Origin of the sequence: Exiguobacterium aurantiacum DSM 6208, from assembly GCF_000702585.1 — a bacterium.
Classification (GTDB): Bacteria; Bacillota; Bacilli; order Exiguobacteriales; family Exiguobacteriaceae; genus Exiguobacterium; species Exiguobacterium aurantiacum.
The window spans coordinates 1,827,513-1,845,854 of record NZ_JNIQ01000001.1; the positions used below are offsets into that span (position 1 = coordinate 1,827,513).

Here is an 18,342-nt window from a genome sequence, read left to right on the forward strand (position 1 = left end):
TGTAGCATATAGCTAACAGGAAGGACAGGAGTGGATATCGATGCTCGAACGAATCGTCTTTACCGTCATTCTCGCCTATTTATTGATCATTCAACTGTTCAATGCCCGCTTGATGAAGTCGATGATCGCCTCGCTCGGAAGGAGCCGCGTATACGAAGAAGCGATCAAGTCGGCATGGGGGCTGACGCTTCTTCTCGTCGCGCTCGTGTTCTTGTTCGGTGTCCCGGCCGAGGCGGTCGGACTTGGGTTCATGCCGGAGGCGACCGACGAACGGGCGTGGAATTATTTCGTCCTTTGTTGCGTCCTCATGGGCGCCTTCTCCGTCTTTTACTTATCCGTGCTGACCTCCTCGCGCCTTCGGGAGATGCTCCGTCCCCACTATGAACTCGAGATCGAGAAAGCGCTTCTCCCGAGGACAGCGGATGAGGCGAAGGCGTGGAAAGCCGTCTCGTTCACAGCCGGGGTCACGGAAGAGTTCATCTTTCGCGGTGTCTTGCTCTACACGCTCACATTATATGTCGATTTCTCCGATGTGTCGCTCGCCTTGGCAAGTGGCGTCTTGTTCGGTCTTGCTCACGCCTATCAAGGGGTGCGTGGCATCGTCGTCACCGGGCTGCTCGGTGCGCTGTTCGGCTACGTTTATTTGGTGATGGGCGTCCTGTGGCCGCTCATGGTACTGCACATGCTGCTCGATCTCATCGCTGGACCGATTCATGTCGACGCGTCAAAAACTGGGTGACGGCGTCTTCATATGCGTCCCGGTCTTTTAAAATGCAGTTCGTATGTTCGGCGTCGTGGATGAGGGCGATCTCGTTTTGGCGGTTGAGGGCGTTCATCTCGACGGACATCCACGTTGGCACGAAATCGTCGCGCGTGCCGTGAATGAACAAGATCGGGGCGGACGTTTCCGCCAAGTCTCGTTTCGGGCGTACTTGGTTCATCCGAAAACCGGCCCGGCTCCATAGGAAGTAATCGATGCCTGGTAACAATAAGTCGCCAGGCAGCCGGTGCAAGTTGTTCAATTGATGGCGCATCAATTGTCGCATGTCGTCGAACGGGCACTCGGCGATCAAGAAGTCGACGTCTGTGAGCGGTCCGGCCTGAAGGATCGTCGCGGCACCCATCGAGACACCGTGCAGCCCGACTTCCTCTACGGTCTCGTTCGTACGCAGCCAGTCGACCCAATCGACGATGTCGTGTTTCTCATGGTAGCCGTATGAGGCGTAGACACCTTCTGATTCCCCATGTGAGCGCAAATCGACGGCGAGCAAATTGTAACCGAGCTTGTGGAACATGGCCAAATGCGGTGCCATGAAGCTGTGCGACGCCGTATAGCCATGGACGAAGACGATCCACTTCCGGGCGTCACCGTTGCGATACACCCGACCATATAGGCGGTAGTCGTCTCTAGAACGGAGCGAGACGTGTTCAAACGGCACGTCGTGGTAAAACGATTGGTCCTCTGTCGTGTACGGCGCGAGCAACATCTCTGGCGTCTTACGTTTCCCCCGTGTCATTCGTTTGAACGCATAATAACTGATGGCGTAATAGCCTGTGAATAATGTCGCGAGCCCGTATTTCCATTTTAGTTGCATGAACATCGCTCCTTTCCTCATTATTGTACCCGAAAACACTCATTGCGTTCACGTTCCAACACATATCGTGAAGCGCTCTGATGACGAGGGGCGACGGAACGGTTACAAATCGCCGGTCGTCACGTTCATCGATTCACGTTAAGCTGAGGCGGTAGAAGATTTAGGGAGGGTGGATCAACGTGACGCGTGAGGCGATGTATCGATTCATACAAGCTTGCATCGGGGGACGAGTGGACGATGTGACGGAGGAAGGGATCTCGTTTTATCGACGTGGGGCGCACGCGTCCCACGACCTGGCGCCTGTCCTCGATGCCTTGATCGAGCGTTTCTTGAGCGGGAGCGGTCGTGAAGTTCATGTGAATGTCGTGGACCTCGCCGACGATGCGGGTGTCCGGCCGTATGAGGCAGTTCAGGCGTTGCTCGCGCTCTCGGATATCTTCCTCGTCTCGAACTATATCGAGGAACGATTGATCACGATTCAACAGATGGAAATCGATGCGTTACGGACGTTCTCCGTTCGCATCGTGTTCAGCGCTTGGTTGTCGCATCATCTCGACGACGTCTGTAACCTACGACGGCATCAGGCCGGCTGACAAAACAAGGGAGTGGCGAACGCCACTCCCTTTCACAATGTTTCGAGTTGGCCATCACGCAAACGGAGCACGCGGTCGCACACGTCAAGCATGCGCTCGTCGTGGGTGATGACGATGACTTGTTTGCCGTTTTCGTGCGCGGCTGCGGCCAGGCGTTCCATGACGAGTCGCCCGTTCGCATAGTCGAGGCTCGCTGTCGGTTCATCGGCCAAGATGAGTGAGGGGTCGTTGATGAGGGCACGGGCGACGGCGACCCGCTGTCGTTCGCCGCCGGAAAGGCGATTTGGCAGTTCGTCCAACCGATGACCGAGACCGAGGTCGGTCAATAGCCGTCTCGCGTCAGTGTCAAGTCCTGCCTCGGCTTGGACGAGCTCGAGTTGTTCACATACCGTCAAGTATGGGACGAGGTAGGCGTCTTGAAAGACGAACCCGACCTCGTTCAGACGCAATTTCCGTCGTTCTTCTTCATCGAGCGTGAACGCATCGACCGGACCGAGATACAATTCCCCCGCGTCAGGGCGTTTCAGCAACCCGAGAATTTGGAGCAGCGTGCTCTTGCCGCTCCCGCTCGGTCCGACGATGGCGATGCACTCTCCGGGAGAGACGGTCAAATCGACCCCGGATAGAATCGGTTGTTCATAGGCGTGATGAATCTTCATCAATTTCATTTCATTCGACCTCCTAAGGCGTCGGCGGCGTCGAGCCGGCGAGCGAGATGACGAAGAAGAGGGCACTGTAGAGCAGGGCGTTCACTACCTCGAATTGAAACGGGATGTCAGGCGGCACGACCCCGGCTACCAATGCCGTGACGAGAGCCGCGACACCGCTCGCGAGGATGACGGTGACCATCACTTGGCTGACGAGCGCGGTGCCGATCGTTCGCGTCCGGATGCCGATTGCTTTCAAAATTCCGAGCTCTGGCAACTTTTGCAATGTGACCATGTAGAAGAACGCCGTCAAGATGAACGCCCCGATGACCAAGAGAAATCCGCGCATCATCGCGAACGTTCCTTGTTCGGCCGAATAGCCCGGCACGGCCTCGATGACTTCTTGCCGTGTGAATGTCGAGAGGGCGGTGTCGCCGTCGCCGTCTCCGAGCCAGGCCGACACGTACGCCGGTCCGCCGGTGACTTGTTGATACGCGTCCCATGTCTCCATCGTCGTCCAGACGACGGGGGCGTGGCTGAAACGACCGTCTGTCGTCCCGACGATCGTGAACCGATAGCCGCTCGTGAAATCTTCGACCGTATCACCGACGGATAACGTCTGCAGGAAAGTCGGGTCGACGAGCACTTCGCCGACTTCGAGGTCGAGCGTTGGTCCGACCGGAGAATCGGCCGGCAACGCGAACAACGTCGCATCTTGCTTCGTCTCGTTCCCGAACGTGAGCGGTTTGACAGCGAGCGGGGTCATCGTGTCGCTTCTACGTGTCTGTTCGATGAACGACCGTGTCAATTGGCCTTCCGCGTCGGCGGTCAGGTGGAACGTGTCGGCGTCGAGTTCACGTATGCTTGCCCCGTTGTCGTAGGCGAGTCCGTCGGCGAGTCCGGTGATGAGCGTCGTCAACAGCACGATGAGGAGTGTGATGACGAAAATCAGTGAGTAGCGGCGTCGTTGGCGCCACATTTCTTTCATTCCTAATTGCATAGAAAAAGCCTCCTTCATGTCGATGAAGGAAGCATAGCGGATGAATATGAACAGAGTATGAACGACTACAACATGACCGTGAACACGGTGCCTCGGCCGGGTGTCGAATCGACGTGAATCGTTCCGTCGTGCAAGGCGATGATATCGTGGACGATGGACAGACCGAGTCCCGTCCCGGTCGTCGACCGGGACACGTCTCCTTGGAAGAAACGTTCGAACAGGCGCGCTTTCGTCGCTTCGTCCATACCGACCCCGTCATCGGCGATCGTCACGGTCGGACGCTCGCGTTGTTCCAAGCGGATGCGGATCATGCCGCCTTCAGACGAGGCGTGGAGGGCGTTTTGGATTAAGTTGGCCCACACTTGTGACAGCAGGATCGGGTCGCCTTTTATGGCGATGGATCGGTCGAGATCGGTCGAGATGGCGACACCGGTCTGGTCGAGTTGGAACGACAGGCCGCGTATGACTTCTTCGATCGAATCGGCGATGGTGACGTCCGACTCCAAGGCGAGATCCGCTTCATCGAGTCGGGCAAGCAGGAGCAACTGTGTCGTCAAACCCGATAACCGTTCCGTCTCATCCCGAATGATCCGCGCATAGTCGCTCGCCTCGCCATCGGTCGTGGCGACGAGCCTCGTCGCATACCCGGTAAGCGACGTGAGCGGGGAGCGGAACTCATGGGAGACGTTCGAGACGAACCGCTTTCGCTCTGCCTCGGACATCTCAATCGTCTGGGCCATATCATCGAATCGTCTCGCGAGCACCCCGATCTCGTCGGTCCGTCCGAGCGGTAAATCGCGAGGTCGTGTCCCTGATGCGACCGAGGCTGTCGCCTCGGTCAGCAGTTTGACGGGCCGGACGATATTTCGTGTCGAGAGCGCAATCAACAGAAACGCCAGAACGGTCAATGTGCCGAAAAAGAGACCGACGAATAAGTGGAGTTCACGAATCTGTGCGGACAGGTCGGGGCGCATGAAGACCGCGTCGACCCCGTCGCTACCGATCAACGGAAAGCCGTACGTGTTGACGACTTCGTTGTCGAACAGACCGAGCAGAAAAAGGTGAAACGGATAGTCGCGCATCCCTTCGTAAACGACGCCTTCACGGACAGAACGGATGATGGCATCGTCGATCGTCTCGTTTCGGAACTCTCCCCCGTAGCGCATGACGCGTCCGTCCGCCTTGACGACGAACAGTTGATAGCCGGTCCTCGCGAGGAGTGAGTAATAGGCGGCCTCGTCTAGGTCGGTATGATTCTCGAAATAGCCGACGGCAGCGCTCGCCGTCCGCTCCGTCTTCTCACTATACGTCGGTTGCCACCAGACGTAATAGGCGACGTTACTGACGAGGAGGGCGACGGCCCCCGAGGCAATTAGAATGAGGAAGACCGTCAAGACGATTCGCGTATAAAGCGTCTTCATGTCATCACCTCAAGGGCGTAGCCGACCCCGCGCACGGTCCGGATCACGACTTGTTCGCTTTGGAGACGACTTCTCAGCCGCTTTATATGAACGTCGATGGTCCGGTCGTCCCCGTCAAAGTCTATGCCCCAGACGTTCTCGATCAGTTCATCGCGGCTATAGACGCGCGAAGGGAAGGCCGCAAGTTGATACAGCAGCTCGAATTCACGCTTCGGCAAGTGAATCGTCTCGCCGTCGACGTTCAAGCGATAGTCACGCAAGTCGAGCGTGAGCGGGCCGGCTTGGACGATCGTCTGCGCCGTCCGTTCATATCGCTTCGCGACCGCCTGGAGCCGGAACAACAGTTCATCGGGAATGAACGGTTTCGTCATGTAATCGTCGGCGCCGTGCTCAAAGCCGCTTCGTTTGTCATCCCATTCACCGAGTGCGGTCAACAAGATGACCGGGACGTCGAGCATGCTCTTCAGCCGACGGCACAGTTCACGTCCATCCATTCCCGGGAGCAACACATCGACGACGGCGGCATCGGTCGGCCGTTCGGTGAACAGTTTTTCAGCGACGGTCGGATCTGTCGTCAAAGTCGTCGAATGACCAGCCTGTCGTAGTGTCTCGTCAACCAGACGAAGAATATGTTCATCATCTTCTACAATCAATACGTGCATCGGACTCTTCCTTTCTAAACTGTGAAAAAGCGGCAAGGCCGTGGCCGTTACCGCTTGAATCGAAGTCACTTGGGTGCCAGTTCTCCATGCAAGGCACTCATCGCCCGCAAAAAGGCGTCTTTGAAGTATTTATCTTCTTGCGTCTCGAGCGTCTCAATCGCCGCGGCGTCCCCGCCGCTCGCCTTCACGAGCAAGTTGACGAACGCTCCCCAGCGCTTCACGTGCTCGGGCTTCGGATGGTTCATCGCTGACGTCAATGTGAACCAGTAAGGTTGATCGCGGCGTTGAAGCGTGGCGATCATCTGTTTCGCCGTCTTCGCCTCGTCCTCGGACGGGAGTGTCGCCGTGGCAAACCAGCCGAGGAGAGAGGCGCTCATTTCCTCGAGCGCCTGTTTAATCTCCGGGTCGATCGGTTGACGACCGAAATCGGTGAGGTTGACGAAGACGAGCCGGTCTTTCAAGTCCATGTGCGTGATCCAACCGCTCGCCGCTTTCAACTTGTCTTTCTCTTTGGATTGGGCCTTGAACGTGAACCCGTTCTGCTTACCGATATAGATGCGAAACTGACCACGGTCGACATGTTTATCGACTTTGAACTCGACGTCTTGGCCGACTTGGTACGGTTGATTCTTCTTGTTCAGCGTCTGTCCTTTCTTCAACTCGGGCCGGCGGACGATATAGCGGAGCGCCTCTTGCTCGGTCCGGTCATCGAGCGTCCACAAGTTGTGGGGCGTGACATTTTTGAAGCGATGGCGACGAACGTGGATATATTGGTCCAAGGCGTCGATCGCCTCGGCGACAGAGCGCTTCCCAGACAAATAGTCATCGGCGACGTCGCGAAGCGTCAGTGATTCGAGCCGGTCGATGTGCCCGTTGTAAGGGACGGTGCCGACGACGAACAAGGCGGTCGCGATCAGCTCGCTCTCGCGAGGGGTCAATGGACGTTTGGCCATATTGCACTTCCTCTCTAAAGTCATATACTCTAGTATAGCAAAAACCGATTTCTTCATGTTGTATGAATCCACCGAATGGAAAAATTGTACAGGTTCACAGGAATTCGGTGTTTTTCTCCGAATATTTGTTAAGATAGAGCTAACAATGGGATGTGGGATGAGGTGAAAAGATGAAGCTGTCGATTGACTCTGGGGACTATATCGTGTTGATTGAGATCAACAAGGAAGTGTTGAAGTGCACATCGCTCGAAGAGGCAGTCTTTGCGGAGCGTGACCGCTACGAGCTCGTCGGTCGCATGAGTGAGCGGCTCCCGGCCGAGGTGATCGTCCCTTCCGTCATCGATTACATCCGCTTCGGGAGCGGATACATCGGGGACACGATCGTCTGGAACAACGAGACGGAATCGTTCTTTTGTCAGCAGTTCGAGACGATTGACGGCTCTCCGCTCGGTGAGGACTTGGACGGTTTCACTCCGGACCCGTACCGGATAGAACTCGCGCGCTACTACACGTACTTGACGATCGGAAAAATCGTCGATTTTGAGATGGAACACGCGGATGTCCCGGACTATTGGTAAACTGTCGAAAAAATGTCAAACTCTTTTTTTGAGAAAAAAGGGAAATCCAATCTGGAATTTGAGATAATGGAGCCATCTTATGAAGTTGAAATGGAGCGTAAGGCAATGAAAAAAATCTTATTGTTGACGGCGTTGACGTTACTCGTCCCGACGACGGCCGGGGCGGCGTCAAAACCAGTGATTCTCGAGAAGCATGGCTACGTCGTGGCGGAGCCGCGTGTCGGAAACCAGTATTATATTAAACAGACCGGGACCGACTTGACGTGGAACACGACTCGAGGAGCCGCCGACATCGTCGTCGCGTTGATTGATTCATCTGCCGACCGGACCCATAAAGAGTTGTTGAACGTCCCGCGGGTCGTCAATTCGATGAAAGGTCCATACAGTGTCGATTATCATGGCACGCATACGGCCGGTATCATGTCAGGCCTCCATAATAAATATGGCATCGCCGGGCTTGCCCCGAACGTCCGCTATCACTTCTATAACGTCTTTTACGGCAAGAACTCGGAGTTCACGGATTCGTGGACGGTCGCGAAAGCCGTCGACACGGCGGTCGCGAAAGGCGCGACGATCATCAACTTATCGCTCGGCGGCCAAGACTACGACCGCGTGCTCGCCGATTCGATCAAACGGGCACGGGCTAAAGGTGTCGTCATCGTCGCCTCGTCCGGTAACGACGGTGCGACAAAAGTATCGTTCCCTGCGAACATGAAAGAAGTCATCGCCGTCGGGGCGGTCGACTCACAGCACCGGGTCGCCGCATTCTCAAACATGGACAGCCAAGTGAAAGTCGTGGCTCCCGGTGTCAACGTCTTGTCGCTCGGATTGAAGAACAGTTTCATCTTCATGGACGGCACGTCGATGGCCGCGCCGATGGTGACGTCAGGCATCGCGCTCGTCAAATCGGTGAACCCGTTCTTGACGCCGACGGACATCGACGGGTTGTTTCAAAAAATGCCGCGCGTGAGCGGTAAGCCATACACGGAGCTGAACACGAAACGGCTGCTCGACGCGACGCCGCGCCCGGTGTCTATCTCAGCCCCGGCGACGCTCACGAACCGGTATGTCCAAGAAGCGAAACTTTCCGTCATGAACCGACCGAACTTGAAAACGACGTACACACTCTATCAAGGGACACGGAAACTGAAGACGCTACCGGCGAACGGCGGCGCTTTCACGATGTATGCCGGTGGGGACTGGTTACCGAGCGGACAGTATCGGCTCACGGCCGTCGTCACGGACGGGAAGTACAAGCGCTCCTCTAGCCGAAACGTCACGTACGTCAACCCGGTCAAGACGAGTGTAGCGGTCAAAGCGGCCGACGCGCAGACGTTCGAGTTGACGACGACGCGTAAAGGGGTCGTCACGGTGCTTGATGCGACAGGGAAGACCGTCTACGAGGCGCTCCATGTGCCTGGCACGTTCCCGGTACGCGGTGACACGGGCTCGAACTTGACCGTCGTCTTGAAACCGACCGACATCTCCGAACGTGTCGTCTCGAAAACTTACGTGCCGGCCGCGCCGCCGGTTGAAGAACCGGTCGAAACGATCGAACAGACATGAAAAACACCACCTTACCCGTTGACGGTCTCGTCATCGGGTGGGGTGGTGTTGTTTTCATATGTCAGTCGATGGTGATCGCTTCACCTGTCCAACGAATGCTCGCTTCTAGCACGTTCCCGTTGTCATCGATATGTTCAAAACTTAATTTCCCGTCGGCGATGATGGTACACAGGCCGACACGAACGAGGTCGCTCCAGTCACGGCGCGTCTGAACCGATGCATCGAATAGCGGGATCGATTCAGGAAAACGTTCATGCAGATGGGCCAAGTTATGGTGATCGAAATGGTAAGGCCGTTTTGACAATTCGTTCGGTGCTTTAATGTCGAACGGCTCAAAACCTTGGACGAGTCGATTTTTACGATAGAAGGCGAACACGCCGTTATTTGGGTGGAGCGCTTTAATGTCATCGATTTCAATCACATAGGTCAGCCGTTGGATCCAACCGTTCTTTGCATCTTGACGCATCAAAATCCCTCCTTGTTCAATGGAACACGCCTTATTTTAGCGCTGACCGCCATGAAAATCAAGTTCAGCTTGTCGGTTGTCAACGTGACGTTTATCGGCTACAATGGGTGAAGTGACTATGAGGTCTGGACAATCGCGGGGCGCAAGCTTTGAGGAAAGTCCATGCTCGCACAGCCTGTGATGGCTGTAGTGATCGTGCTACACGAAAAGATAAGTGTAGGCAACGCAAGTTGACGGCAGAAGAAGCACCTAAGTCCTCGGATATGGTGCAAGCTTCTTGAAAGTGCCACAGTGACGGAGTCTGACCGGAAACGTTCAGAGTGGAACGAGGTAAACCCCACGAGCGAGAAACCCAAACTATGGTAGGGGAACTTCCTGACCGGAACCGAACGGGACGGAGGGCGCCAGACGGCGCAGATAGATGATTGTCACTCCATCGTGCCAGGGAGACCGTTATGAGCACCGGAGTACAGAACATGGCTTACAGGGCAGCATAGTCTCTTATCTTACATCGACCAGGAGTTCAAGCAATCCTACTTGAGCTCCTTTTTACTTGACCATTTTAGGACGAACAAATAGAAAGTAGGGATACTATGGCAAAACGAAAATTGATCGCCACAGCGGCGATGGGCATCGAGGCGCTCGTCGCCAAAGAAGTGCGTGACCTCGGCTATACGTGTGAAGTCGAGAACGGTCGCGTCTACATCGACGCCGAGATGGAGGATATTCCTCGCCTGAACTTATGGCTCCGTACGGCCGACCGCGTCAAGCTCGTCGTCGCCGAGTTCAAGGCGACGACGTTCACCGAGCTGTTCGACGGGGTCGTCGATCTTTCATGGACGGATTTGATGCCGTGGGACGCCCGGTTCATCGTCGACGGCCGCTCGGTCAAGTCGAAGCTGTTCTCGATTCGCGACTGTCAGAAGATCACCGAGAAGGCGATCGTCGACGCGATGCAGCGCGGCTATAATAAACCGGGCGAATGGTTGCCGAAAACGGGGGCGTTCTATCCGATCGAGGTCGCCTTGTTGAAAGACGTGGCGACGATCACGATCGATACGTCGGGCGAGGCGCTCCACCGTCGCGGATACCGCGAACTTCATTCGCAAGCCCCGCTCAAAGAGACGATGGCCGCGGCCATGATCCAGCTGACGAACTGGAAGCCGGACATGCCGTTCTATGACGTCTTTACCGGCTCGGGTACGCTCGCCATCGAAGCCGCGCTCATCGGCCGTAACATCGCGCCTGGTCTCAACCGTGAGTTCTGCTCGCAAGACTGGCCGTGTGTGCCGAAGAAGGCATGGTACGAGGCGATCAACGAGGCGAACGATAAAGCCGAGTGGGACAAGCCGCTCAAAATCTACGGCATCGATCTCGACCCGCGCATGGTCAAGCTCGCTAAGGACAACGCCGAACTCGCCGACGTGCGTGACGCCATCACGTTCGTCCACAGTGACGCGGCCGCGTTGAAGCCGAAAGAAGAGTACGGCGTCATCATCGGTAACCCGCCATACGGGGAACGGTTGCAGACGGAAGAAGAGATCATCGACTTGTATGAACGGATCGGTCAACAGTTTGCCAAGTATCCGGGCTACAGCGTCTATATGCTGACGAGCTATGAGGACTTCGAGAAGGCGTACGGCCGCCCGGCGACGAAACGCCGCAAGCTGTACAACGGGAATATCGAGACGCAGTACTACCAGTTCTTCGGCAAACGTCCTCCGAGACGTTCAACAGAGCCATTTGTAGAGGGTAAGTAATCACCCATTGCACACTAATTGCACAATTTTTATTTTTTTCTGCCGCAGATACACGAAAACCGCTCCCTAGAGCGGTTTTTTTTACGTCCTCGATCATGGTGGAGAAGAGCTCGGTCGTGTCTCCCTGAGTAGTGTGCAATACGTGAGCGTAGATATCCATCGTCGTTTTGGCATCTGCATGGCCCAATCGTTCCTGGATGACCTTCGCATGGACGCCGGCCTTGATGAGCAGCGTCGCAGGGGTATGTCGTAGTTCACGCATCGTGATCTCAGGAACCTCGGCCGTTTTGACGGTCAGGTTATGACGTCGTCGCAACCCAGAGTACCAGACATAGGCGCCCTTGATGCCGAGGCAGACAAGGTCCTCGTCGTTACGCCATCCGAACTTGACCATGTCATACTTCTGCCGGAGCCTGGACTTTTCGAGGAAGCGGTTCAACTGGTCGGGGATGGTGACGACCCGAACCTTCTTCCCTTTGGTCTGCTCGAACGAATAGCCGCCCTTCGTCTCGATGGCGGTACGGGCGATCGTGATTTGTTTGCGCTCGAGGTCGATGTCGGACTAACGGAGGGCCGTCGCCTCGCGGGCACGCATGTCGGTATAGACGATCAGGTGGACCGCTGTACGATAACCGTTCGCCATCGTCTCATCCGCCGTCTCGAGGTAACGTCTCAGCTCATCTGGTGTGAGCGTCTTGTATTCCTTCAAGCCCTCAGACAGTTTCTCGACGGCAGCCATCGGGTTGTCGGCCTTGTAATAGTCGAGACGGCGCGCCCAGGAGAAGAAGCCGACATATACGCTCCGGCGGATGTTGACGGTGTTCGGCTGTAGGCCAGCATCGAGATATTCACGGAGCAGGCGGAGGCAGTGCTGAGGTTTCACATTCTCCATGTTGAGACGCTTGAACCAGCCCGGCACGTTCTCGACGAAACTGGTGTATGAGTGGTACGTCGTCTTGGCCATCGTCGTCTTGATGTAAAACTCGAGCCAGTCATCGAGCACCTCGCCGACACGTCCTTTCGGACGGACCTTGACGAACTCGCCTTCCTTCTGCGCACGGATCTGGTCGGCGACCCAATATTCGACCGTCTTCTTTCGTTCGTCGGAGAAGTAACGCTGCACGCGCTTGCTTTCCTCGTTGAACCCAAGTGAGAGCCGCACCTCCCATTTGCCGGTCTTCTAGTTCTTCTTGATGTTTGCCATTCACGTCAACCTCCTTTTACACTGGCAAATATTACGAACGTACTTTCGTTTTTTTGTTGTTTCAAGTTTAACAAATTATGAACGCGGAAATACTAAAAATAGAACTGATTACTCTTTTCGCACTTTTTTTTACCATTCTCGCAACATTATTGTTATTATTAATACGAATATAAGTCAAAAATAAGAACAGACGTTCTTGGTCAACGTAATTTAGAACGAGCGGAAGTGAATTATTTAGTAAGGGGGAATAGTTATGTATGATGTACAGCAAATTGTGAGGTTTTTCTTAAGTATGGATGACATGACACCAAAAAAACTTCAAAAACTATTATATTATGCTTATTCGTGGTTCTTAGTATTCGAAAATGAAAAAGTGATAGATAATCCTGCTCCTATTCGTTTGTTTAATGAGAGAATCGAGGCATGGGTTCATGGGCCAGTTGTCCCTAAAATTTATCATCAGTTCAAGGATAGAGGAGCTAATAACATTCCTAAAGATGAAAGCTTTGTTCCTGATGAAGCAGGATTTACAGCTGAGACTTTAGAAATTTTGTTTCAAGTGTGGGATGTCTATGGCAAATATAACGGAAATCAACTTGAATCTATCAGTCATCAAGAAGAGCCTTGGAAAGAGGCGCGTGGGGACCGGTCACCGATTGCCATCTGTAACAACATCATCAATGATGAAACGATTTTTGAGACTTATGGATCTCGTTTATAAGAGGAAATAATAATGCCGGAGCCTATTCGAAAAAATATACATGATATCAATGCTTTTGCAGACGGAGTAAAATCACCTGAGAAAGAAATAAAATCTTCAACACTACCTCGAGAAGCTAATCATCCTCAATTTTTTCTCTCGAATCCAGATTGGATGCGTGGAGCAAGAGTCAAAGGCGGTATGACAACCTATCTTAAGGATGCGGAGCAATATGCTGAAAAGATAGCCTTCATAATGATATCTTTACTTCCGAAGTTGATGAAGGATTGGAAAAGTCTTTACCCTAATCCGAATGCACGTCAATTTCCACATTGTCATGTACTGAATGGGAATGCATTAAAACGTGCAAAAGATATAATTAATGAGATTTATCCGGATGCTGACTATTCTTCCGAGTATCTTAAAAACATATGGCAGTTTGGTTTTTCACAAGGGATTCGTCTAGTGTGTGGGGTTAACAACAATGATGAGATTTATCCTTTCTTCGTAGATTACCATCACCTACTTAATCCAGATAAAAATTATAATCAGCAAGATTTTGCTTCTTTTAGGTATTGTCCAAAGGTTTTAGCCAATGTGTCTAATCAAACTTTTGACAATGTAGGTTACGCTTCTATTCTCCATTTGCCACAAGACAAAGCATCTGATCTTTTAAATGATGTGTGTGATACGTGTAAAGACATTGTATATGACATGTACGAAGAATTGATTTGAGGATAACGAGCCGAAAGGCTCTTTTTTGTCTTCAATTCGTACCAACTGCTTATTTTATTTACATATTTATTAAAAAAAGGCTCATCACCATAATCCGTGGTTGACACTGGTGCGACCGATTTCTAACCGCAGCCTCAAGAAGAAACGGTCTAGGTTCCGATAGCCGTATGCTCGCCGTTTGATGAGCTTGATCTTGTTGTTCGTCCCCTCCATCTTCCCGTTCGAGAGTCGTGAAAGGATCGTCCTTTGGACCGCCTTCTCTCTGGCCTGAATCGTCTTCGCGATCTTCGCCAGGGGCCCGCACGGGTGGAACCGGTATCGGGACAGCCAATCTGACAGCCGGCGCCTCGCTTGGACGTCGCTCGACGCCTTCAGCACATAGCGGATGTGTTGGAGGCCCCGGTAAACCTCGCGCGTGACCCTGTCCTCGGCGAGGCATGCCCGGACAATCTCATGACCTTCGGCCGTCAGTTCCTCCGGGCGTCGCGCGAGTGACCGATCGATTGACCGGACATGGTACTGGCGCTTCGTGTCGTCCAAGAAACGCCTCCGGCGTCGGAGTGCCTCGGTGAAGAACTGGACGAGATGGAACCGGTCGAGTACATGGTCCGCATCCGGGAACACGCGTGCGATCGCATTCGCCATCGCAGGGGCGAAATCGCTGACGACGGTCATCACGGTCCCGGGGACCGACGCGAGTGCGGCCGTGACCGCCGACTCGTCTCGCCCTGGGACGATGGAGAGCAGTCGCCCGCTTTCTGCGTCCAGGACGGCGGTCGCATAATGATGGCCCTTCCGCGTGGCGAACTCGTCCACGAGCACGTGACGGGCATCCGCCTCCTCGATTCCTTTCGATGCATGAAGATAGAACCACCGTTCCACGGTGGTGTAAGGGAGTTCATATTCACGGGCGACGTCCGCGATCGTCCTCCCGTGACATCGTCGTGCGATGGCCTCACGGAAAGAACGTGTGGAGGAGTGACCCAAACCGAGCCCATAGTCATGGACGAACGTGAGTTCGCATGCCCCGCAGCGTTGGCGCGGGATGTCGAGCTCGATCCAAATCGTACCGACTCCCCAGGCGTAGCCGTGACGGAATCGGCGTCGCGTTTTGGCGTGACGCGTCGTCCCGCACCCGCAGACCGAACATGCGACGTCCCGGTCTCGTACAGAGACCGGGAAGACATGGGGTTCCTCGTCAGAGGGCGCCTCGATTTGAAAAAACGGTGGCAGTGGAAGAATTAATTTGATAAACTGTTGGGACAAAGCGAAAACTCCAATCGTGGTTTGTCTAGACAACAATTACGATACTGGGGTTTTCGCTTTTTTTCTATTTCCGAGCACTGTTCTTAGAATCCGAGGTCAACCACACGTTTTGGTGATGAACCTAAAAAAATTAACTTTATGATAGATAAGTGGTAATTTAATACTATATATTGATTATTTAAGTTATTTTCACATTAGATAAACTGCTAATCATTTTATAAAAATAAATTTGAGGTGAAGAAAATGAGCAAAAAAAGTGAAAGAGTCCCCATTCCTTCACAACTTAAAAGACAGATTAGAACAGAAGCTGGGTTTGGTTGTGTTTTTTGTGGAATGCCAATCATTGAATATCACCACATCATACCTCACGCAATTGTAAAAAAACACGAAGCGGAAAACTTGGTTGCATTGTGTGGGAATCATCACAATAGTTTTCACAACAATATCATTCCCGTGGAAGAGGTGTATTTTAGAAAAGAAAATCCGTTTAACTTATCGAACGAAGAAGTTAGAAGTCAATTTTGGTTGGGGAGCTACGATACACTTAAGCTCGAATTGGGATCTTGTACTTTTATAGATGTCCCAAAAATTTTCACTGTGAATGAGTTTCCATTGATTGAGATAAAAAAAGACAATTTAGGAAGACCATTATTAAATATTAAATTCTATGACGAGAAAAATGTGTTGATTGCAGAGATTGTCGATAACGAGTGGATTGTAAATAGAAATACCGATAAAGTGTGGGATTTACAGTGGAGTCAAGGAGAATTGAAAATAAATTCGGCTTCTAGGAAAATCCATCTAATTTTTAAAGTCAATTCAATAAAGAATACTGTTGAGCTAAGAGCAAATTTGTATTACAAAGGTGTTTTAATTAAAATAAATCCTGATTCGATTGAAGCTAAACTAGGGAACCAGGATGCTATAAAAAACAAAGGACTTTTAGCTATTTTTAAGAATACGACTATGAGGAGCTGTGATGTGGGAATCGTAATTCAAGTGTAGCTATCATATCGTTGTATAATGCTTCGAGCCGCTAGGCTCTTTTTTACGTTTAGTCAAAAAGTGCAAAGATAATTTGAAATAATAAAAGACACGGTAAGGGTCTTGGTTGTTTAATGTGCAGTATTTTATGAGCTTGATGCAGCAGCTTCACTCTCTGACAAAATTTGAAGCGTTCGATTATATTCCTCGGCTTGCGCCAACTTCGTAATCTCAAGCGTTTGGTCGAATTCCTGCTTGATGACGTCGGCGACCTCGTAGATGTTGACCTTGAAAAACTCCTTACGGAAGCTCATTGCACCTGTCATCATTGGATTGAACGAGGTGGTGAAGCAATCATTCAACATACCGAAGAACTTGATTCCGCTCGTCGCTTTGTTTATCGGTATCCTCGTGGGCATTTCGGCTGCGCCATTCACGACCGTCGATATTTATGTGCGAATCTGGGCAGGGTCAATTGCAGGACTAACCTCAGTAGGGCTTTATGAATCCGGAAAGACAAGGAACGGTTATACAAAAGTATGAAACGAATCAATCCCTCTATTCGGACGAGTGGAGGGACTTTTTTGTTACTAAGATTTGGTTGGCAAGAAAAATATAGTAAGTGTAGCACTTGATTCTTTGTACCCGAAAGTTGATTTTCCATGGGAAAAATAAATGTCGAATTTTGTTTTTGTTTCAACATCCGTTCCCAATTGGGCTTCCGTTTTATAAGTAATGTACAATGAAAATTTGTAATCATTTAATCGTTTATCTTGTAAAAGACAATGCAATAGTAATGCTTGGATGTATGCATAGACGGGAAAATCATAATACTGATTTTCATTCAGGGCTACCCAAGGTGTGGTGATATGGACTATGTCGAAATGTCTTATGCTAGAGCGGATTTGTTTTTTGCCTTCTGTTAAGCTCTCATCCACCCGAAGCCTTTGTGTAGCAATTCGATCTTCAGGTAAAAAATCCATTTTATATGCATAGGTATCAAAAGCCGAATGAGAAAAGCTTATATTTTCTTTGTTAGCAATTAATTTATCGACATCATCTAACTCAATCCAGGTTCGTATATAATATGCGTTGCCTTTTCCAACGTTCTTCACTTTCAAGTTTAGGTCTCCATAAAGAGGTGATTCTCCAAATCCCGTTACAGTAATCGGATCTTGGTGAATAGTCAAAGTATCAGGAAGTAACTTCGGAGTAAGACTATATTCATACTGTTCTTTCAAGAGTTTAGTTTGCTCTTCCGCGTGCTTAGTAGCTTCTTTTGCAGCTTGTGAAGATTGCTCTGCACTCTTCGCCGCCCTGCTACTTATAAAAACAGCATGAAGTGTCAATCCAGCCGCTGCTATACCAACTAAGTCTGTAATTCCAAAAGAAGGGTTCCAATCAATTAAACCGAGCAATACATCTATCCCCATCACAGTGCCCCCAGTTAACTATATTTCATATTTAACATAGTAACACACTGTAAAACCTGATTTAGACGTTTGTAGTCAGCTCGGCTTCGAGCTCATCACTTTCTAAAACTATAGGTTCAATAAAGTCCTCCCTATATATCACTTCTTGATTTTCAAACCTACCGTTGAACCTTACATAAATCGAGAATAATTCACTACGACTTTTAACGTGTAGGAGAACTTTGTAGGACAGAATTTTTTTGATGCTAAATATGACGTCCCTAGTTCCGAGCATATTCATTAACTTATTGGCCACCTAATTCAATTCTTCAGGAGTGGCTATTCTTATATGTTTCTTTGGTCTTGGGATAATGATCACCTCATACTGAGCATAGTCTCCAGATTGAAAATAGTCATGTGTCCATATAAATAAATCAGGGTATGATAAAAGGCATAAGAAAAAACCCTCATTTTATAGAAAGCTTGCTTTCTCATTTGAGTGATTAGGAATATCTAATTGGAGTTGAGACCGTTCTTCTATTCGGGATGTGAATTCAGTGCGGATTACGCGCTCACCCTTAGCTGTGACTCGCATGCCTTCAACAAATCTCAAAATTTCGGAAATCTCTTCTTTTGTGCCGATGATAGCTAATTGCATTTTATTGCCTCCCCGTGTCGCAAACAGGTGACGTTTTCATAAAATTATTTACCCATATATATGAAGATGAAAACGAATTGCACACCTGCCCAAAATAGGGCCATTGCACACCTCATTGCACACTACATAGATAGTTTATGGT

21 protein-coding genes, 1 other RNA gene and 1 pseudogene are annotated in these 18,342 nt (G+C 51.2%); 10 read left to right on the forward strand and 13 right to left on the reverse strand.

All coding sequences use genetic code 11. From position 1 onward, the window contains the following. The first annotated feature begins 40 nt into the window (after nucleotides 1–40). Entirely contained in the window at nucleotides 41–739 is a 699-nt protein-coding gene (locus P398_RS0109640; RefSeq protein WP_029334930.1) for a CPBP family intramembrane glutamic endopeptidase, read from the forward strand. On the opposite strand, the gene P398_RS0109645 is transcribed toward P398_RS0109640, so the two are convergent. Further along, nucleotides 696–1,595, reverse strand: coding sequence for an alpha/beta hydrolase (locus tag P398_RS0109645; RefSeq protein WP_029334931.1), 900 nt, complete (start codon nucleotides 1,593–1,595; stop codon nucleotides 696–698). The two genes, P398_RS0109640 and P398_RS0109645, sit on opposite strands and share 44 nt — an antisense overlap. Nucleotides 1,596–1,789: 194 nt before the next feature. Between P398_RS0109645 and P398_RS0109650 the strand changes: the two genes are divergently transcribed. Next, entirely contained in the window at nucleotides 1,790–2,188 is a 399-nt protein-coding gene (locus tag P398_RS0109650; protein WP_147287404.1) for a hypothetical protein, read from the forward strand. 32 nt (nucleotides 2,189–2,220) lie between these two features. Here P398_RS0109650 and P398_RS0109655 read toward each other — a convergent pair whose 3' ends face one another. The 5 genes from P398_RS0109655 to P398_RS0109675 form a co-directional block, all read right to left on the reverse strand. Beyond that, on the reverse strand, nucleotides 2,221–2,856 hold the full coding sequence (locus tag P398_RS0109655; protein WP_029334933.1) for an ABC transporter ATP-binding protein: 636 nt from the start codon (nucleotides 2,854–2,856) through the stop codon (nucleotides 2,221–2,223). A gap of 13 nt (nucleotides 2,857–2,869) precedes the next feature. Then, nucleotides 2,870–3,835, reverse strand: a complete 966-nt coding sequence (locus P398_RS0109660) for an ABC transporter permease (protein ID WP_051638894.1) — start codon at nucleotides 3,833–3,835, stop codon at nucleotides 2,870–2,872. 65 nt (nucleotides 3,836–3,900) lie between these two features. Beyond that, entirely contained in the window at nucleotides 3,901–5,256 is a 1,356-nt protein-coding gene (locus tag P398_RS0109665; protein ID WP_029334935.1) for a sensor histidine kinase, read from the reverse strand. Further along, nucleotides 5,253–5,918: a response regulator transcription factor gene (locus P398_RS0109670; RefSeq protein ID WP_029334936.1), complete on the reverse strand. Its 666-nt coding sequence runs from the start codon at nucleotides 5,916–5,918 to the stop codon at nucleotides 5,253–5,255. Before P398_RS0109670 ends, P398_RS0109665 begins: the two co-directional genes overlap by 4 nt. Before the next feature lie 65 nt (nucleotides 5,919–5,983). Then, on the reverse strand, nucleotides 5,984–6,871 hold the full coding sequence (locus P398_RS0109675) for a hypothetical protein (RefSeq protein WP_029334937.1): 888 nt from the start codon (nucleotides 6,869–6,871) through the stop codon (nucleotides 5,984–5,986). Nucleotides 6,872–7,041: 170 nt separating this feature from the next. Here P398_RS0109675 and P398_RS0109680 point away from each other — a divergent pair, with 170 nt between their 5' ends. Both P398_RS0109680 and P398_RS0109685 read left to right on the forward strand, forming a co-directional pair. Then, nucleotides 7,042–7,449, forward strand: coding sequence for a hypothetical protein (locus tag P398_RS0109680; RefSeq protein WP_029334939.1), 408 nt, complete (start codon nucleotides 7,042–7,044; stop codon nucleotides 7,447–7,449). Nucleotides 7,450–7,554: 105 nt separating this feature from the next. After that, a complete protein-coding gene (locus tag P398_RS0109685) occupies nucleotides 7,555–9,015 on the forward strand; it encodes a S8 family peptidase (RefSeq protein ID WP_235263330.1) in 1,461 nt (486 codons plus the stop codon). A 61-nt stretch (nucleotides 9,016–9,076) separates the two neighbouring features. On the opposite strand, the gene P398_RS0109690 is transcribed toward P398_RS0109685, so the two are convergent. After that, complete coding sequence (locus tag P398_RS0109690; protein ID WP_024371947.1) at nucleotides 9,077–9,481, reverse strand: hypothetical protein; 405 nt, start codon at nucleotides 9,479–9,481, stop codon at nucleotides 9,077–9,079. A 121-nt stretch (nucleotides 9,482–9,602) separates the two neighbouring features. Here P398_RS0109690 and rnpB point away from each other — a divergent pair. After that, nucleotides 9,603–9,970: RNase P RNA component class B (gene rnpB, locus P398_RS16595), an RNA gene on the forward strand. Between the two features lie 104 nt (nucleotides 9,971–10,074). Beyond that, complete coding sequence (locus P398_RS0109695; protein ID WP_029334941.1) at nucleotides 10,075–11,241, forward strand: THUMP domain-containing class I SAM-dependent RNA methyltransferase; 1,167 nt, start codon at nucleotides 10,075–10,077, stop codon at nucleotides 11,239–11,241. Nucleotides 11,242–11,389: 148 nt separating this feature from the next. Here the strand turns inward: P398_RS0109695 and P398_RS17175 are convergent. Continuing rightward, nucleotides 11,390–11,797, reverse strand: a pseudogene (locus P398_RS17175) (tyrosine-type recombinase/integrase); the annotation flags it as partial. Between the two features lie 6 nt (nucleotides 11,798–11,803). After that, the gene (locus P398_RS0109700) at nucleotides 11,804–12,403 is read right to left on the reverse strand and encodes a tyrosine-type recombinase/integrase (RefSeq protein ID WP_147287405.1); all 600 of its coding nucleotides are present in this window, start codon (nucleotides 12,401–12,403) and stop codon (nucleotides 11,804–11,806) included. Between the two features lie 295 nt (nucleotides 12,404–12,698). Between P398_RS0109700 and P398_RS0109705 the strand changes: the two genes are divergently transcribed. Together P398_RS0109705 and P398_RS0109710 are read left to right on the forward strand one after the other, a co-directional pair. Then, nucleotides 12,699–13,166, forward strand: coding sequence for a Panacea domain-containing protein (locus P398_RS0109705; RefSeq protein ID WP_029334944.1), 468 nt, complete (start codon nucleotides 12,699–12,701; stop codon nucleotides 13,164–13,166). Nucleotides 13,167–13,178: 12 nt separating this feature from the next. Beyond that, nucleotides 13,179–13,880 (forward strand): hypothetical protein, encoded by a 702-nt coding sequence (locus P398_RS0109710; protein WP_029334945.1) that lies wholly within the window; start codon nucleotides 13,179–13,181, stop codon nucleotides 13,878–13,880. A gap of 84 nt (nucleotides 13,881–13,964) precedes the next feature. Here the strand turns inward: P398_RS0109710 and P398_RS0109715 are convergent, their stop codons facing one another. Further along, nucleotides 13,965–15,146, reverse strand: a complete 1,182-nt coding sequence (locus tag P398_RS0109715; protein WP_051638895.1) for an ISL3 family transposase — start codon at nucleotides 15,144–15,146, stop codon at nucleotides 13,965–13,967. 243 nt (nucleotides 15,147–15,389) lie between these two features. Here P398_RS0109715 and P398_RS0109720 point away from each other — a divergent pair, with 243 nt between their 5' ends. Continuing rightward, nucleotides 15,390–16,151: an HNH endonuclease signature motif containing protein gene (locus P398_RS0109720; protein ID WP_029334950.1), complete on the forward strand. Its 762-nt coding sequence runs from the start codon at nucleotides 15,390–15,392 to the stop codon at nucleotides 16,149–16,151. A 125-nt stretch (nucleotides 16,152–16,276) separates the two neighbouring features. Here P398_RS0109720 and P398_RS17040 read toward each other — a convergent pair whose 3' ends face one another. Continuing rightward, nucleotides 16,277–16,444, reverse strand: a complete 168-nt coding sequence (locus tag P398_RS17040) for a hypothetical protein (RefSeq protein ID WP_176579818.1) — start codon at nucleotides 16,442–16,444, stop codon at nucleotides 16,277–16,279. On the opposite strand from P398_RS17040, the gene P398_RS16605 reads away from it, so the two are divergent. Next, the gene (locus P398_RS16605; RefSeq protein ID WP_029334952.1) at nucleotides 16,410–16,673 is read left to right on the forward strand and encodes a holin; all 264 of its coding nucleotides are present in this window, start codon (nucleotides 16,410–16,412) and stop codon (nucleotides 16,671–16,673) included. The genes P398_RS17040 and P398_RS16605 overlap by 35 nt on opposite strands. Before the next feature lie 47 nt (nucleotides 16,674–16,720). On the opposite strand, the gene P398_RS0109730 is transcribed toward P398_RS16605, so the two are convergent. Together P398_RS0109730 and P398_RS0109740 are read right to left on the reverse strand one after the other, a co-directional pair. Continuing rightward, nucleotides 16,721–17,563 carry a hypothetical protein gene (locus P398_RS0109730; protein WP_029334954.1) on the reverse strand — a complete coding sequence of 281 codons (843 nt, stop codon included), beginning with the start codon at nucleotides 17,561–17,563 and terminating at the stop codon, nucleotides 16,721–16,723. A gap of 451 nt (nucleotides 17,564–18,014) precedes the next feature. Then, on the reverse strand, nucleotides 18,015–18,200 hold the full coding sequence (locus P398_RS0109740) for a hypothetical protein (protein ID WP_029334959.1): 186 nt from the start codon (nucleotides 18,198–18,200) through the stop codon (nucleotides 18,015–18,017). Nucleotides 18,201–18,342: the final 142 nt, after the last annotated feature.

Excerpts from the sequence above, each read along its gene's own strand:
- P398_RS16605 (WP_029334952.1), top strand. The coding sequence starts at position 16,410 with ATGTTGACCTTGAAAAACTCCTTACGGAAGCTCATTGCACCTGTCATC.
- P398_RS0109675 (WP_029334937.1), bottom strand. The coding sequence starts at position 6,871 with ATGGCCAAACGTCCATTGACCCCTCGCGAGAGCGAGCTGATCGCGACC.
- P398_RS0109645 (WP_029334931.1), bottom strand. The coding sequence starts at position 1,595 with ATGCAACTAAAATGGAAATACGGGCTCGCGACATTATTCACAGGCTAT.
- P398_RS0109680 (WP_029334939.1), top strand. The coding sequence starts at position 7,042 with ATGAAGCTGTCGATTGACTCTGGGGACTATATCGTGTTGATTGAGATC.
- P398_RS0109720 (WP_029334950.1), top strand. The coding sequence starts at position 15,390 with ATGAGCAAAAAAAGTGAAAGAGTCCCCATTCCTTCACAACTTAAAAGA.
- P398_RS0109695 (WP_029334941.1), top strand. The coding sequence starts at position 10,075 with ATGGCAAAACGAAAATTGATCGCCACAGCGGCGATGGGCATCGAGGCG.
- P398_RS0109730 (WP_029334954.1), bottom strand. The coding sequence starts at position 17,563 with ATGGGGATAGATGTATTGCTCGGTTTAATTGATTGGAACCCTTCTTTT.
- P398_RS0109705 (WP_029334944.1), top strand. The coding sequence starts at position 12,699 with ATGTATGATGTACAGCAAATTGTGAGGTTTTTCTTAAGTATGGATGAC.
- P398_RS0109640 (WP_029334930.1), top strand. The coding sequence starts at position 41 with ATGCTCGAACGAATCGTCTTTACCGTCATTCTCGCCTATTTATTGATC.
- P398_RS0109685 (WP_235263330.1), top strand. The coding sequence starts at position 7,555 with ATGAAAAAAATCTTATTGTTGACGGCGTTGACGTTACTCGTCCCGACG.
- P398_RS0109710 (WP_029334945.1), top strand. The coding sequence starts at position 13,179 with ATGCCGGAGCCTATTCGAAAAAATATACATGATATCAATGCTTTTGCA.
- P398_RS0109690 (WP_024371947.1), bottom strand. The coding sequence starts at position 9,481 with ATGCGTCAAGATGCAAAGAACGGTTGGATCCAACGGCTGACCTATGTG.
- P398_RS0109740 (WP_029334959.1), bottom strand. The coding sequence starts at position 18,200 with ATGCAATTAGCTATCATCGGCACAAAAGAAGAGATTTCCGAAATTTTG.
- P398_RS0109665 (WP_029334935.1), bottom strand. The coding sequence starts at position 5,256 with ATGAAGACGCTTTATACGCGAATCGTCTTGACGGTCTTCCTCATTCTA.
- P398_RS17040 (WP_176579818.1), bottom strand. The coding sequence starts at position 16,444 with ATGAGCTTCCGTAAGGAGTTTTTCAAGGTCAACATCTACGAGGTCGCC.
- P398_RS0109650 (WP_147287404.1), top strand. The coding sequence starts at position 1,790 with ATGTATCGATTCATACAAGCTTGCATCGGGGGACGAGTGGACGATGTG.
- P398_RS0109670 (WP_029334936.1), bottom strand. The coding sequence starts at position 5,918 with ATGCACGTATTGATTGTAGAAGATGATGAACATATTCTTCGTCTGGTT.
- P398_RS0109660 (WP_051638894.1), bottom strand. The coding sequence starts at position 3,835 with ATGCAATTAGGAATGAAAGAAATGTGGCGCCAACGACGCCGCTACTCA.
- P398_RS0109655 (WP_029334933.1), bottom strand. The coding sequence starts at position 2,856 with ATGAAATTGATGAAGATTCATCACGCCTATGAACAACCGATTCTATCC.